This is a genomic window from Halorubellus litoreus (genome assembly GCF_055378595.1).
Map to the genome: position 1 here is coordinate 497176 of NZ_AP043836.1, position 16275 is coordinate 513450.

General features: G+C 54.0%; 7 protein-coding genes. 4 read left to right on the forward strand and 3 right to left on the reverse strand.

Annotated elements, in window-relative coordinates:
* Positions 1 to 2 precede the first annotated feature (2 nt).
* A complete protein-coding gene (locus tag ACZ48X_RS06840; protein ID WP_336349858.1) occupies positions 3 to 2663 on the reverse strand; it encodes a DUF1156 domain-containing protein in 2661 nt (886 codons plus the stop codon).
* Between the two features lie 382 nt (positions 2664 to 3045).
* On the opposite strand from ACZ48X_RS06840, the gene ACZ48X_RS06845 reads away from it, so the two are divergent.
* On the forward strand, positions 3046 to 6144 hold the full coding sequence (locus tag ACZ48X_RS06845) for an ATP-dependent nuclease (RefSeq protein ID WP_336349857.1): 3099 nt from the start codon (positions 3046 to 3048) through the stop codon (positions 6142 to 6144).
* Positions 6145 to 6262: 118 nt separating this feature from the next.
* Here the strand turns inward: ACZ48X_RS06845 and ACZ48X_RS06850 are convergent, their stop codons facing one another.
* Entirely contained in the window at positions 6263 to 6715 is a 453-nt protein-coding gene (locus tag ACZ48X_RS06850; RefSeq protein WP_336349856.1) for a coiled-coil domain-containing protein, read from the reverse strand.
* Between the two features lie 526 nt (positions 6716 to 7241).
* Between ACZ48X_RS06850 and ACZ48X_RS06855 the strand changes: the two genes are divergently transcribed.
* A complete protein-coding gene (locus tag ACZ48X_RS06855) occupies positions 7242 to 9077 on the forward strand; it encodes a DUF262 domain-containing protein (RefSeq protein ID WP_336349855.1) in 1836 nt (611 codons plus the stop codon).
* Positions 9078 to 9085: 8 nt separating this feature from the next.
* Here ACZ48X_RS06855 and ACZ48X_RS06860 read toward each other — a convergent pair whose 3' ends face one another.
* Positions 9086 to 12292 (reverse strand): DUF499 domain-containing protein, encoded by a 3207-nt coding sequence (locus ACZ48X_RS06860; RefSeq protein WP_336349854.1) that lies wholly within the window; start codon positions 12290 to 12292, stop codon positions 9086 to 9088.
* A gap of 1054 nt (positions 12293 to 13346) precedes the next feature.
* Here ACZ48X_RS06860 and ACZ48X_RS06865 point away from each other — a divergent pair.
* Entirely contained in the window at positions 13347 to 15101 is a 1755-nt protein-coding gene (locus ACZ48X_RS06865) for a DEAD/DEAH box helicase (protein ID WP_336349853.1), read from the forward strand.
* Positions 15094 to 16245, forward strand: coding sequence for a hypothetical protein (locus ACZ48X_RS06870; protein WP_336349852.1), 1152 nt, complete (start codon positions 15094 to 15096; stop codon positions 16243 to 16245). Before ACZ48X_RS06865 ends, ACZ48X_RS06870 begins: the two co-directional genes overlap by 8 nt.
* Positions 16246 to 16275 lie beyond the last annotated feature (30 nt).

A 16275-nucleotide genomic window follows, 5' to 3' on the forward strand; every position in this document is an offset into this window, starting at 1 on the left:
GGCTAGAAGCTCGTGATGTCTCGGTCGCCGAGCACTCGCGTGTAGGTGTCGTCGCCGGTGACGTCGGCAAGGCGACCGGCAAGTTCGCGCATGTCGTCGTCGACGTCCCATTTCTCGACGTAGTTCTGGACGGCCTGGCCTTTTTCGTAGCGGTAGCGGAGGAACTGGAGTTTGTCGAGGTTGGAGAGGTGTTCGCCCCCGTCGCCGTTGACGCGCTCTTGGATGTACGCCTGACGCTTCTCGTTGTCCCACGTCCCGAGTTCGAAGCCGTCGTCCTGGTTGTAGAGGCGCATCTCCTTGAGGTCCTCCGGGTTGGCGTTTGTCCCGCGGGAGAGCTTGTTCACGTCATCGTAGGAGACGTTCGACGTGTCCAGCAGATCGATGAACACGTCCTCGACGCCGATGTCGCTGGCCTCCTGGATGATGCCGTATATTTCCTGGACGACCTCCTTTGCAGACATGATGTCGCCGTCGCGCTGGACCTTCCCGTGATGCTTGGAGTATTCGCGGAAACACGCCCCCATCTCCATCACACCGATATCACCCCGCGAGAGCTCGCGGTTCTCTTCGAGTTGCTTGCGGGTACGCCGCGCCGTACGGTAGATATCTCGACGAAGAGAGTTCCAAGAGGCGGGTTCCGTCTCGTCGATGGGTCGTGCGACGACGACAATGTCGAAAGAGACTGCTTCTCCCCCGATGAATTTGTTAATGTCTGCAGTAATAGGATACGTCGCCGTAACTTCGAAACCGACGTTACAGAGTGATTCGAGGAGCTCTCCCCATGAATCAGAGTCGCTGTGATGATAGGTGAAGGTGAGTGAACCCTCCTCTTTGAGCGCTCTTTTGATTACTGAGAAAGACTGTTCCAGTTCAGATTCGAAATCCTCCGCTGTCTTCCCGAAATATGGATTGGTTACGATAGAATCTGAACGTGGTGTTTTTGTCTGATCAAACCCTGGATGCTCATCTTCCAGAAGGATTTTTTGCCATACATAGAAGTAATCAGAAACCTCAGAATACATTATATTATCATAGTACGGTGGGTCGGTGATTACTGCATCATATTCAGATTCGGCTGAGATCGACCTTGCATCACCTTGGTGTATTTCGAAGTTGCTACCCACAGGTTGGGAGAACGGCTCCGTTTCTTTAGATTCCCCATCCTCAACATAACGTTCGGTCGGTGCAGAAGCATACTCTACCCCGGAAATAATTAGATCCCAAATAGATTCGAATGTACCCCGGCCAAACTCGGCCCCCCAAACGTTCCCCTCACAAGGGGAGTGAGGTGGATCAAACGAGTTTGATTTAAACAGATTCACTATCTTATTATAAGAATAGTCGTACCCCACCATCATATTATTCGTCCTCAAGATGCCGCTCACAGCCATTAGAAGGTACTCTTTGCTGTTTTGATCTTCCAAAGAGTCTATAGCCTTCATGAGCTTTGAAAGACACAGCAGTTGGCGCTCGTTATACATATCTGTCCAGTGGGAATATCCATGGTCAAAGACAGGGTTCCTTTCAGAAGTCATATGCCCCGGTGGAATCTCCTCATCCGGAACGTATTCGTGAAGGGCCTCTGCTTCATCCCATTCCTCTTTTGCTTCTAAGAAACGGTTGATATCTGTCTCCTCAGCCTGTTTATATCCCTTGTGCTCGCTTTTTTGCTCGCCTCTCTCGTCACAGTGACCGCAATAGTACTCCAGTGCATAAAGCCGAATATCGTATCCACCTTGCTCTTGTATCGCATCGGTGATTCCGTATTTTTGTCCGCAGTCTGGACAGTTGTATTTCCCACCGCGAGAAACATTTCCTTCCTTTGGAACGAATCCATGTCCGCAGTCATTGCATACTGATTCAGATTGCCAATCATCTACCCGTGTCACCGCACCGCAATCCGAACAGAGCACATTGTATTTGTCGTCATTTTCGTATCGCCCCTTCGCCACCCGATAGTCCTTGAACAGCGGAACAGTGTGTCCACAGGAGACGCAGTCTAATTCTTTCACCCAAAAGTTGTACATCACATCCGCTTCGTGGTCCCCGTTTGGACAGAGCGTCTTGTACTGCTGCGTGATTTCATCGGCGACCTCCGCTTTGACTTGTTCGAACGCCTCCTCAAGGTCTTCAACGTCGGTTTGGCCGGCTTCGAGTTCCTTCTTTGTGACGAACCACGCGACGGGGTTCAGGTCATTTCCGACGACCTCAGCGCCGAAGCGCGAGGCCTCGACGAGCGACGTGCCACCGCCCATGAACGGGTCGAGCACTTTTTTGTCCTCAACGCGAACGTCCTTGGGGTACAGCTCCCACAGGCTCTCGGGGTCGGACATGTCCACGCGTTCGAGGAGTGAGGAGATGTCCAGCTCAGGTGTCCCATCGGCGTCGTCGCCGTAGTCCGCGAGCGTACCCCCTTCGTGACCGGGTTCGAACACCGAGACCTTGTCTGGATCATCGAGGAGCGTATAGAGTGAGATAGACCGGAAAACGCACCCGAGGCGACGCGCCCACCACTTGTGCATCGTGTAAATCGGACGATAGTACATCTTTGCCCGCCCCTCCTTCTCGGCAATTTCGTTGATACGCTCTATCGGGAACCCTCGCTCAATAGGAAGTTCCGTTCGCTCGCGCTGGCCCGACGAAGATCCAGACTGTTCAGACATAGTTCAGTATGTGAGACCAATTACGGACGAGCCCCATAAGTGTGCGTTCTCCATCACGCCGACCGAGTAAGGTAGTTTGATAGGCTGTAGAGGTATTAGCCGAATGTTAGAAGAGGAGGGGTTGCGATGACAGTAGCATCATGGACGTAGGGGAAACCATCACCGTCGAAATCTCCGATATCAGAGACAGCTACCTCAAAGGGGAGCACAGAGGAGTGCCTGTAGTTGCGAATGACAAGACTGCTGAACGGGATTATCATTCGAATTCCAGGTCTTTTCCACGGACGTCATAGACTGTTATTATAATAGTCAACACGAATACTGTCAGTCCCCTATTAACGCTCTAACAATCCTTTTGTACCATGCTTGTTACCAGAATACCATGAGTGAACTTCCCCTCCCACTAGACAGATTCAGTTCTGATGCGTATTTCAATGCACTCGAAGATCTGGTAACCAGGTACACTCAAGAAGAAACCCCGATTCACTATAAAAAAGCGGCAATCAATCAAAGTAAAGCCACTACTTCCAGCTGTTTAAAATTCTTTAGCGATATTGGATTAATCGAAGCTGAAAAAGCGGGAGTATACGTACCCTCAAAATCCGTAATCGACTTCTTTAGGAAGGTAGGAGAATCAAAGACATCTGCTCAGGAAAATATACAAGAGTCCTTGATGGACTACGACGTATTTTCTGAAGTAATATTCCTGGTGGACTCTGGAAACTTCACCAAAGGAGAGCTCTCGCAAAAGGTCGCAGGTCAACTTGAAATTGATAAGGAGAATATTTCAAGCGTCGCCACCGCTATCGATATATTTGACTTATTCGGATTCATCGACATTTCTGACGAAGGATTGGTCAAAAAATCCTCAACAACCGGAACGGCATCTGATGCTGAAGAATCGGAAGGGGAAATTGAGCGTGACAATAATGATTCTGAAACTGCTCAGCAGGCATTTGATGACTACTCTACCGAGGATATGCCAGATATTGATTTCCCTCCAACCCGAGGTTCACCTGAGGATCTCTGTAGGATAGTCGATGTTCTTTCTACTGGAGGCACTTATTCAACTGATGAGATAGCCGAAGGAGTTGAGTTCTCTAAACGGAAGATTCAGGGACTAACGCAGTACGGGGTTGCTCTTGGGTTTATCGAAGAAGAGGACGGGTACCAGTTGACGGATCGAGGATATGAGCTATCTTTTTCCTCAAGCGAAGAAGAACAGGAAAGATGGTTTAAAGAAGCGATTAGCCAATATTCCAGCTATAGACATATTCTCCAAGCATCATTCGAGGGGTTGGAGAAAGATGCGGATAATCTTGATTCTCCAGCTATAGAAAAAGAATTACGTACAACGTTTGGGTTTACTGGTAACTCGAAGGATACCGTTCGGAAGGCAATCAACACCCTGCTACAAACGGTTGAGGCTGCGGGGCTCGGTGAATATATCGTTGGAAGGGGAAGTAAATCCACTCGGATAGAGTCCTCACCAGAGGAACTCCAATCTCTTCAGGATCTCGTTACTAGTGATGAGCTATCCCGTGAGTCTCGTCAGTCTGATTCAAAACAGAATACCGATCAGGACGCAGAAAAGAACAGAGATGCAAAAACCGATCAAAGTGGAAACACAGATGCAGTCCCGTCGGAAAGCGAAGATACTGAAACCGTTACTGAACAGAATAACGGGGTAGACGACGAAGCAACGCAGGTAACAAGTCGCGGACCAGCGGTTCGTATCTCAGATATCCGCATTCAGAATTTTAGAAATATCCGGGATACTGGCTACATTGAATTAGAAAATGTCACCACACTAATCGGTAAAAATGAAAGTGGTAAAACATCCACCTTAGAAGCCATACGTTCTTTTTCGCCGGAGTATGAATATACAGAGCGTGATCTATCAACTTCGGTGAGCATATCAGATACTACTGAGGAGACGCCGATCATCTCTCTCCGCTTCAAGCTTGAAGAACCTCTGGTGGAAGAATTTTATCCAGATCTTGAAGAAGGTGCAGAGATGCCCCTAACGGTTACAAGAACTAAATATTTTGACAATAGTTACGAGGCTGAAATCGATGCCGATATTGATACAGATCGGGTGGAATTGCCTACCCCGAACATACTTTACTACGATAGCTACAGCCTTATCTCCGATAGTGCCACAATTGAACAACTCGAAAACGGAGACTGCCCAACTTTCAATAATCTCTTGGACCTTGGCGGTATTTCTATGGAAACTTTCGAAGATTCGACTCTGACCCGGTCTAACGCGATTGAGCAAGCCGAGAATAGAATCGAGGATCGAATAAATGAAGCATGGTCTCAAAAGAGTCTGAATATAAATATAAATTGGAACTCTTCTAAAGAAACAATAAACCTTCTAATCCAAGACCAACTAAATCCGGACTCTGCAACCGATGAACGTCCGCTAACTTACCCCTCTCAGCGGAGTGCAGGATTCCAATGGTTCTTATCCTTCTATATCAACTTACTCGCTGAATCCAACAACTCCGGCCTTGAGAGCAAGGTTTTGCTCTTGGATGACCCCGCGGTCTATCTGCATCCGGAGGGGAAACGAGATTGGTTGGAATCTGTAAATGATATCGGGCAAAATGAACAGGTAGTCTTCTCCTCCCATTCACCATATTTAATTGATAAGAGATACCCCTCGCGCATCCGCGCAGTAGAAGATACTCCACGTGGAGGCACAAAAATACGAGAAGATATCTTCAAATCCGATAGCCATACGCTGGAACCGCTGCGGAATGCATTAGGTGTGAATCTCGGTTCGTCACCCTTCATCTCTCGCCGTCAATTACTAGTCGAGGGTCCAACAGAGTATTATATCGTGGCAGCTGTAGCTAATTATTTCAGCCAGGAGCTAGACAGAGATCTGTTTGGATGGAAAGAGCTGTCTGTTATGCCAGTCCGTGGAGCGCCCAATGTTATCGGGCAGGCAAGCTGGCTAGCAAGCGAGGGAATCGATTACGCAATTATGTTGGATAGTGATGAAGAGGGCCGTGATGCCTTGGAACGAATTGAGGACCACAATCCGGACATAGACTCTGACCGGGTTGTTATGCTAGAAAACCGATCTAATAGCGAAGACGTGGTAACAGAAGACATGTTTGACCCTGAGCTATATGTTTCCGAATTCAACGCTGAATATGAAGACTTCACCTCAGAATTGGAGGGTGATTTTGAACATGCTCAGGTTGAAGAAATCGATGGCTTGAGATGGGAAGTTGGTGGTATCGAATATGAAGGCACCCGACTTGATAAAGTTCTTATTGAGTACCTTGAGGAGTCATCCTTCTCTGAGGAACTTGAGGATTCAAAGGGAGATATCGAACTTCGTAAACGACAAATTGCCGAAAGAATCGCTTCAAGACTGAACCGGAGCGACGTAGAGGAAAATCAGGTGGTATCCTTTAATCGAGTATTCGCCAGCCTCAATTCAGCAATGGACATCGATAACTGAGGTCAGAAACAAGCGTTTAGAGATTTAGACGTTCCATTGAATTCATTCGTGGGTAGATAGATTCGTCGATAGTATGGCAACCAAAGAACGCCGAATTTCTAATGGTTAGGCTCCACTGCTAGTACTCGTACGGGTCGTCCTTATCCCGGCTAATATTCTTTTTCCGGTTCGCAGGCGTTGTCTTCAGCTCGTCCCACATATCCGTGCTGCCCTGTCTATCATACATATCTGTGGCGATTCCCTCGATCCGTTGGGCCGTGTCTTCCACCTTCATTTGAATCTCAACGATCTCCTCCTTCGTATTTTGAATATCCGTCTTCGTTCGTTGAATTTCGCTCCGAGCAGTTTCGATGTCCGTACGAACGTCGACCATCTCCCGATACACAATATAAATCGTGTACATGTCAATTGTCAATCCACAAACCCAAAGACTGGCACCGAGATATGGTGAATCTCGGAGAACGAAACTTCCCAAGAGGATTAATATAGACCCAAGAATCAAACTGGCACACTGGAATAGGAAACTCCGGCGTTGTGTCTGTGTTACTATGTTGCCTGTGATATCGGCCATGGAACAATATTTGGTTTCAAAGATGTAGTAATTTGTCCTCAAAGCACTTCTTCGATGACCTGACCTGCAACAATATACTTTTTCGGAAGATTCGGAAAGGCCCCCCTTCTGCTTATTCCGCTTGCTGTTCGTCGACACCTATTATCACCGACGCAAGGGTGCTTCAACCGGAGTTCATTCCCCGAGAGGTGAAACACCGCGACGGAGAAAGTCAATCACCTATCCGGTGTCCTCAGACAAAGCGAATCCCTCCTACGGCCCGGTCCATATTCAGGGAGCAGAATCGCCTGACACTTGGTGGGTGTGTAGAGTCGTAGACATACAAGAAGATCACGTTACGTCGAAGACCAGGCAGAAGATTCCAAAGAACAGCAGCATCCCTGACGGACCGTTGCCAGACGACCCGACGCAATCGAAGAACGACCTCGTCGGACAGCGAAAGCCCTGAATCGGGGGGCGTTCAGACAGCGCCGAGAGCAGATTCGTACGGCATTTAAATAGCTGCCACGTGACTGTTGAGCTATCGATGAAAGCGGACACACTCGATTTGAAGGACATTTTCCGGAAGGACACTCGCTACGTGGTGCCGCGATTCCAGCGGCCGTACGTCTGGAATCAGGAGGAACACTGGCAGTTGCTGTGGGAAGATCTTCGGCTGGTCGTCGACGATTTGATGGAACGGCGGGCAGAGGCAGAGGACCAGTTCGAACGGGACGAGGCGCAGCTCAACACGTCACCCCATTTCCTCGGGGCCATCGTGCTCGACCAGCAGTCGACGCCGACGCAGAAGCTTGAGACCCGGGAGATAATCGACGGACAGCAACGCCTCATCACGCTGCAGGTCCTCCTGTCGGCCGCGCACTCGGTGTCCATGGAGCTCGGTGGCGAGGAGTCGGCGTCGATGTTCGAGAAGCTGATGTACAACGACGCAGACCTGATCCGGGACGAGGAAGATCGGCTGAAGGTCTGGCCGATCGGAGCCGACAAAGAGGCGTTCACCGACGTCATGTCCCTCTCGGACCCCGAGTCCGACCTCACCGAGCTGGACGGAGACGAAGTACTCCACGACTGTTTCCGGTTCTTCAGCGGCCAGATCCGCGAGTGGGCCGAGGAGGGCCCGGAACCGACCGAAGAACATCTCGACTCCCTCGTGACGACGATGTGGAAACTCCTCCGGGTCGTCGTCATCGACCTCGAATCGAACGACGACGCGCAGGTCATCTTCGAGACGCTCAACGCCCGCGGAACGCCGCTTCTCGCCGCCGACCTAATCAAGAACTACCTCTTCCGGGAGGCGACCATAGAGCAGAACGACCCCGGTGAACTCCACGACAAGTACTGGCGGCAGTTCGACGAGGACGAGTGGCGGGTCGAGGTCTCGCAGGGCCGACTGGATCGCCCGAAGATAGACGTGTTCATCATGCACTGGCTCACGATGCAGATGGGCCAGCAGATCCGCGCGAAGAAGCTCTTCCCGGCGTTCCGCAAGTTCCTGGATCGGACGGACCTCTCGACGGAGGAGATTCTGGAGAACTTCGATAACTATGCCTCGATCTACGAGGAGCTCACGGAGCCGGACACACAGTCTCGTGAGGCCGTGTTCCTCCGGCGGCTGGACGTGCTCGACACGACCACTCCGTTCCCGGTGCTTCTCTACATCTTCGGCCAGGATGACATCCCATCCAATCAGCGTGTGAAAGCCGTCGAAGCGATCGAGAGCTGGCTGATGCGACGGATGCTCTGTCGGCTGACCTCGAAGAACTACAACAAGATATTCATCGAGCTCTTGGAGGAGCTGAAGGAGACCGACGACGAGGACGTCGGCGACACCGTCGTCGCCTTCTTCCAAGGCAAGGAGGGAGAGAGCGATTACTGGCCCACTGACGACGACCTGGCGAACGCGATGGTCGACCTCCAGTACTGGTCGAGGATCAATCAGCGACGCCTGAAGATGGTGTTCTCCGCCATCGAGCGCGACCTCCGCGACACGGGTTACAGCGAGACGCTGGAGATCACGCAGGACCTGCAAATCGAGCACATCCTCCCGCAAGACTGGTCACACAATTGGTCGCTCCCCGGTGAGCAACCCGCGGAGGTCGAGCGGATAGAGCGGGACGAAGTCAAGAACAAGGTCGGGAACCTGACCGTGCTCACCGACAAACTGAATCCCTCCGTTTCGAATTCGGCTTGGGAGGACAAACGCGAGGCAATTCACGACCACACCGTGCTTCTCCTCAACAAGCATCTGGTCGATACGTGGCCCGATGAATGGAACGAGGAGACCATCGCCGAACGCGGCGCGTGGCTCGCTGACCGGGCCAGCGAGGTCTGGAAGGACCCCGAGTCCTCGCACTGGTACTGACGGCGAAGCTACTTTTCGAAGCTGATCTCGATTTTCAGACTCGTCGCTTCGTCCGGCATGCGTTCGAAGAGATCCTGTACCTTTGTGTAGTCCTGGCCGGACCGCAGGGTGAGACTGATTTGCGTTCGGTCGACGCCGGCGGTTCCCTGTAGCGCGCTCGGGATGCCTTCCCTGTCCGGCAACATGAACGTGACGTCGCCGTACTCCACGGACCCCGTCTGATGGTTATCGCGCCACTTGGTCCGGAGCGCGGCGACGTCGTCGCCTTTGTACTCGAACCGCCAGGTGGGGGTGTCGGCGTCGGCCTTCCGGAACGGATACCCCGGCACCCAATCGGACGCCTTGTCCGATCCCGTCGTGTTGACGACGTACTCCGGTTCCTCCTCCTTCCCGATGTTCTCCAGCAGGAACGTCCGGACCATGTACTCGGTGACGCTGCTGTCGAACCGGTCGGCGACATTGTTCACAGTGAACTGGTCGCCGGCGTCCAAGTCCCCGATGTACTCCAGGATCTTGTCGCCGATGCGGTCCGGGACCGTCGGGACGATCTTGACAGTCGTCGGCTCGCGGTCGCCGAGCGACTCCAGGTATCGGCCGCCGGCCTCCAGGACGTGGTCCTCGACGAGGAACTCGTTGACCGCCTCGCGGGCGACGTCTCGCGTCTCGTCCGGTGGCAGGAAGACCGACTCGTCGGCCCGGACCTCGCCGATTATCGCGTCGAGGTTCGCGTACCCGTTCTCGTCAATGCTCTCTTCGATGAGGTCGGTGAGGTGGGTGGCTCCGACGACCGTCGCGCCCCCGACGTCGCGTAGCGTGGCGTCGGATTGGGGCTTGTCGAGGATCTCGTTACCGTGCACGATGACGTACTGGTCTTCGCGGTTCAATCGGCCGATAGCCCGCATAACGACGTCGAGCGTGTCACCGTCGATCCAGACCTCGCCATCTTCGACGAGGTCAACCTGGAAGTCGCCGATGTCGATAGCGGTCTCGCCGCTCCCGAACCGCTGTCGGAGCGCTTGCTCGACGTCGTCGACCCCCCACACGTCCACCTCCTCCTTCTCCACGAGGACGGTGTCGAGCGAACTGCCGGACAGGTCGTCCCGGAATCCCTTCGAGTCCCGCGCGAGGACCGGCTTCCCGTCGAGGGCTTCGACGGTCGCGTTCAGGACGTCGTTGGCGCTCCCGGGGACCGGCAGGTCGGGGACTCGGAGGAACTGCTCATATATTTCATCGATGGAGACCTCTCCGCGTCGGTCCAACAGGTCCTCGGTGATGTCCCAAACGTGGGACTGGAGGTCGTAGGGGTCCGCCGCAGCCGAGTCCGCGATATTGGACGCGTCGAGTTCCGCCCCGTCCAGCACGTAGACATCGAGGTCCATCGGCGCAGCCATATCGAACTCGTTCAGCAGGTCGTCGCCGTCGAGGACCTCTCCGTACAGCAACTGAAGCTCTTCCCGGAGCTCGTTCTCTTCCTGCTCTTTCATCGCCTGCATCGACTCGCGGATCTCCTCGTCCAAGGACTCGTCCGCGAGCACCTGCCGCGCCCCCTCGATGTAGCGGGCCTTGTCGATGTACCGCGTGCCGGACTCGATCGCCTTGTCCCCCGATGGCTGGACGAACACGAGGGTGTTGCGCCACTCGCGGCCCCGCCCATCGTTCGTAATCACCCGCTCGACCTCCTCGTGAGCCCACTGGCCGTCTTTGACGATGACCTTGACCTCGCGGTCGTCGGGGATGTCCCGGAGGTCGTTCGTCCGGAACCCGACGGGATACGCGTTCGACCCGAAGATGTCCGTGATGAAGTCCGCTATCTCGGCCTTCGCCGCAGTCTCCGAGACGTCGACGGCCGCGTTTCGAATCAGCGCGTTCGGGTTCTGTCGGTCTCGGATCGCGTACTTTCCGTTGAGTTTGTGGAGGTGCCAGGCGACGCCGTGGAGACGTTCGAGGTTGAGTACGACGTCAGATATAAGATCGCCTGTCTGGTACGCCCCCATGACGATTTCCGAGACATCGGCACCCTCTCCCTCGCTCGGCTTCAACGAGTAGAGTAGAATCGTGTTGAGGATGCGACGACCGTGCGGAACCTCTTCGTCGTCGACGCGACTGTTGATGTCGCCCGTCGCGGCGTTCAGTCGCTCGTAGTTGATCTTCGCCAGCTCGTTCTCGAACTCGATGGCGTCGACGTCACCGTGCGTGATGAGGTCCGTCTGGTCTCGCATCTCCAGGAGGACCTTTGAGAAGAGATAGATCATCCCACGTGTGTTCTGGTTGTCCTCGTCGGCGTAGTACCGCGTTTCGAGGGCGTCGAGGAGGACGGGATGGAACGGGTAGAGGTCGTGCATCTCCGACAGGAGATCGTCAGGGAGTGAGACGTGGTCGGATTGGTCGTACGCGTCATAGTATCCGTTGACGATTTCACGGGCCGCGCTCTCGTCTACGGAGTCAATCAGGCGGTGGCGGAGGACCTCTCGCTTGTCCACCTGGTTGTTCATGTTGACCTCGACCGCCTGCTCACGATTCAGGATATCGTGGACTTCGGACCCTTCGCGGAGAACGGAGACGATCGTGTAGAGTTCGAGGTCTGAGAGCGCGGTCGATTCGAGCAATGACTGGAGGAAGGCCTTGTTAGCGCTCTTCCGGTCGCCCTGGAGCGTGTCGAACCAGTCCTCCAGCTCGTCGACGAAGAACGCCACCGTCTCGTCGCCGACGGCCTCCTGGATCTTCTGCATGTCCGGGTAGCCGCCCGAGTCGAAGGTGCCGGGGTCGTAGTCCAGCGCTTCGAAGAACGGTTCCCACAGGTACTCATACTGCTCGTTCTGCATGGCGACCGTGACTGGCGTCGCGGACTCCGGGAGCGCGGTGTCGAACCCTTCGATAGAGTCCGCGGCCCACTTACCCGCGGCTCTCGGGTCGTCGAAGCAGTGATACAGTGCCACCATCTGGTGGGACTTCCCACTGCCGTAGGGACCATACAGGATGTGCGTTCCACGTGGGTCCTCGCCAGTGAGAGAATCACGCAGGATCGTCAGTGCCTCCCTGAGCCCCTGTGTCATCAATGTCCGCTCGAAGAAGAGTCCTGCATCAGACTCGAACTCTCCATCGTCGTCGACGTTGTAGAGCTTCACCTGCCCGTCGATCTGCCCATCCTCTCGAAGCTCGCGGCTCAGGATGACCGTGTCTTCGAGCGTTTGCGACAGAGCCGATGTTTCTGCCATTTGGATACTCAGACACACATCAGCATGGCTCAATAAACACTCTGGTCGTAGACTGTAAAGAGGATGAGAAGTGACGACCGCTTCGTTCGGTTACGACTCTCAGTTGCCGTGTGGACGACAGCGGTGATGGAGGGGGGGAGGGGGTGTGTCACGAATTCCTTGGGGTGTGTTCAGGTGTTCGGATAGAATAAGAGAGGACCTGACATCCTCAGTTCGACCCGGGAAGTAATCCCAACGAACCGCTTGAAAACCGTTCTAAGCCGAGTATAGGCCGGTCTACAGATTTGTGGTCGTTCTCGATCCGCTGTTGAGAGAGAGCTGTTCAGAGTTAAGAGGCCAAAACCACTGCTACCACAAAGTATATATTATATTTCTAGATAGAGGACTAGACTACTAGGGGGGTGTGCAGTCGAAACAGACGGTCGCACGGCGATGCCGTCTTTGACTGTTCGACGCGTTACCCGAGGCAAGTTCTCTCGTGTACAATAGCGGAAGACAATCCCATCCGGACGGAATTTCCGTCATAGTAGATCAGTCCAAGGGACCCATCGGCAAGCGGAATCTTCGCAACGACCTACGCTTCGGGTGGCAGCTTCCCGAAGCAATTGTGGCACCACTATCCCCACCGGGAAATTCACGACACACCCCCTCCCCCCGTGGTAGGACCGGAAAGCACTATTTTTGACTACTTGATGGAATTATATGCACGGCTCTAACATATATTGGCGGTCAGCGAGACAGAATTGCAGAATTATCGTGAAACACCCCCTGTCATAAATTCATATGGTAAGTAGAATCCAGGCCCAATCTTTGAGCGGCCCCATCGGGATTCTCATATCGCTCTCCCGGTCGACTTGATTGGGAGGTACATATCGGGAGCACAGAGCATGCCAACGCAGTGGAAATCCTGTCTGAAATCGAAAGCGCCGACGAAGTCGCAGATTATTCGTCGGTGTTCCGGTTCCGACTTTGAGTGACGATCCCTTCAGCCATCGATCAGGGAGACACTTCGACTCACCAAACGTATTTGAGTAGTAGTTGACTGTACACGTACATGGACGGGTACGACCTCGTCGACGTCGAGGTCACACACGAATCTGCGGACGGTCTGCTCGATTCGTTGTCGGAGGACGCTAGGGTCGGAGACCACACTCAGAGCGTTCAAGCTGTTCGCCTCCAAGCCGGTCAGCCTGATTCTGAGCTCCGATCACTGAAGCAACTGGACGAGACCTCGGTTAAATTGCTCGAACATCAGGTCGACGCCGCGTATCGAGCCCTCTTCGAGATGGGTGGAAAGGCCCTCCTCGCCGACGAAGTCGGGTTGGGAAAGACAATCGAAGTGGGGATGATACTCAAGGAGATGCATTTCCGAGAGACGGACGACTCGGTCCTCATCCTCACTCCGGCGCAGCTGGCGAAGCAGTGGCAGGCGGAACTCCGTGAGAAGTTCGGCCTCGACTTCGTGTGTAACTACGACGACGAGTTCAGCGGTTTCGACGACCACGATTACATCATCGCAAGCATCGACACGGCCAAGAGCGACCGTCATCGTTCGACGGTGCTCAAGCGAGATTGGGACGTCCTCGTCCTCGACGAAGCTCATTACGTGAAGAACGAGGACACGGACCGCTACGACCTGATCGACCGGCTCTCATACAACTATGCGTTCTTCTTGACGGCGACGCCGATTCAGAACGAACTGACCGATCTCTACAACGTGGTATCGTTGCTCCGGCCGGGACTCTTCGGGACACGCGACGTCTTCCATCAGTACTTCGTGAACAGCGATCAGGAGACGCTCGTCAACCGCAACGAGCTCCAGGAGCGGCTGAACGAGGTGATGATTCGGAACCGGCGGGCCGACACGGATATCGACTTTACCGACCGGACGGTCGATACGCGACAGTTTGACCAATCTCCGGCTGAGCGAGAACTCTACCAAGCGGTGTCCGACTACGTCAAGGGGGCCTACAGTCAGAACCAGGGCCAGAAATTGGTCTTGATGCTCCTGCAGAAGGAGGTCGTTAGCAGTCCCGCCGCTCTCAAACACACTATCGAGAAGCGCCTGCACGAGCAATCGGAGCTCACTCATGCCGACGAGTTAGAGACGATTCTCGACCTGGTTGAGAACATCGACACGATAACGAAACAGGAGCGGTTGCTCGACATCGTCGAAGAGGCCCGCGACAACGTCGAGAAGGGGCGCGTGATCGTCTTCACGCAGTTCCGGGCCACCCAACGACAAGTCCTCGAACGACTCGCCTCAGAGGGCTACACGGTCCACTCGTTCCACGGCGGTCACTCCAGTCAAGAGAAAGAGCAGATCGTGGAAGACTTCGAAGAAGATGGCGGCATACTTATTTCAACCGATGCCATGAGCGAAGGAAGGAACCTCCAATTCTGTAACATGTTGGTTAACTTAGATTTGCCGTGGAACCCAATGCGCGTCGAACAGCGAATAGGTCGTATCCACCGAATCGGCCAGAAGCGCAAGGTCTACATCTTCAATATGGCGTTGAAGGACACGGTCGAGGAGTATGTACTGGAGCGGCTATACCACAAGATCGACCTGTTCCAGCAGAGCATCGGTGAACTGAGCTCAATACTAAGCCGGCTGGAGGAATCCGGGACCAGCTTCGAAGACGAAATCTTCGAGCGATTGGTCAACGCCGGTTCCGAGGTCGATTTAGAGAACGACTTCGACGACATGGCCATCGACCTTCAGGAGCAACGGGAGCTCGCGGATAAATTGGAGGAATTCAACAGCGGAGTCTTCGACGGCTTCGACTTGGGTGCCAGCGATGACTGACGCCGCCATCCCTGTGACTCAGTCGGCTGTGGAGCGGTTCACCGATCGGTATCTGCGTTCACTCGGCTGTGAGATCGAGCGGCAAGATGAGCGATGGGCTGTCAACGTCCCGAACGGGCTCGATAGTGAGTTACTGTCAGGAGGCGTTACGCTGATATGTAGCGACGACGCCGACGACGGTGACCTCGAACCGCTCCATCCCGAGAGTTCGTTCTTCCAACAGCTCATCTCGGAAGCAAGTGAGCAAACTCCTACGGGCAGAATCGCCATCGGAGCGAACGACGTCGAGATTCAAGCTCCCGAATGGCTTCAAGAAAGCGACGTAGAAATTCGTTCTGTAGACTTCGCACCTTACTACGACCGAACAGCGATCGTCGTCCTCTTCCAAGTGGGAATCGAAACCGTCAGCGAGTACCAGACTGAACTCCTGCGAACGGTCGCAGTAGACGCCCAATCTGAGGAGATACTCCCAACACTGGAAGAGACCTTTCTGGAAATCACATCGCTGGACAACGAGACGGCTTCGAGTAAACAGGCGAAAGTCGAAACCACCGAGGTTCGGCCGTTACTCGATATCGCACGAGAGCAACTCATCGACCGAATAGGAGAGACGGTCGACGACGTCCATCAGAATGCTTCGAGGGCCGCCGATGCTGAAGTTGAGGAGTACCGACAAATGCAGCAGCAACGCATCGAAGAACTCGAAGAGAAGGATTCGCGTCTGGCTTCGAGAATCGAAGAACTGAGTGGCCGAACAAATAGTGACGAGGAGGACGAGCGGTTAGAGGCACTGAAAAAGCGAAAGGAGCTGAAAGCCGAACGCCAAGAAGTCGATGCCGAACTCACCGACCTGCGCCGTCGTCGTGATCAGGGATTCCCCGAGCGCCAACGCGAAATCCGTGAGAGACACGCTCTGGAGATTCGGCTGGAACCGCTAACACTCACCGAGGTCGAATACGAGCGAGGAGAGATAGAGTTCGAATTGACCTCAGAGGATAGTACGCACGTCGTGACTCTCGGATACGGAAGCGGCGTCGGGGTGACAGAGGAAGTCAGTTGCCACGCCTGCGGTAGAACCTTCGACCGACAGAACATACTGTACTGTCTTAACAATGGGCTGCAGTGCGAGACCTGTGGAAATTAAATGTGGGTTCTCGCCCCCACAGGGAGGTGG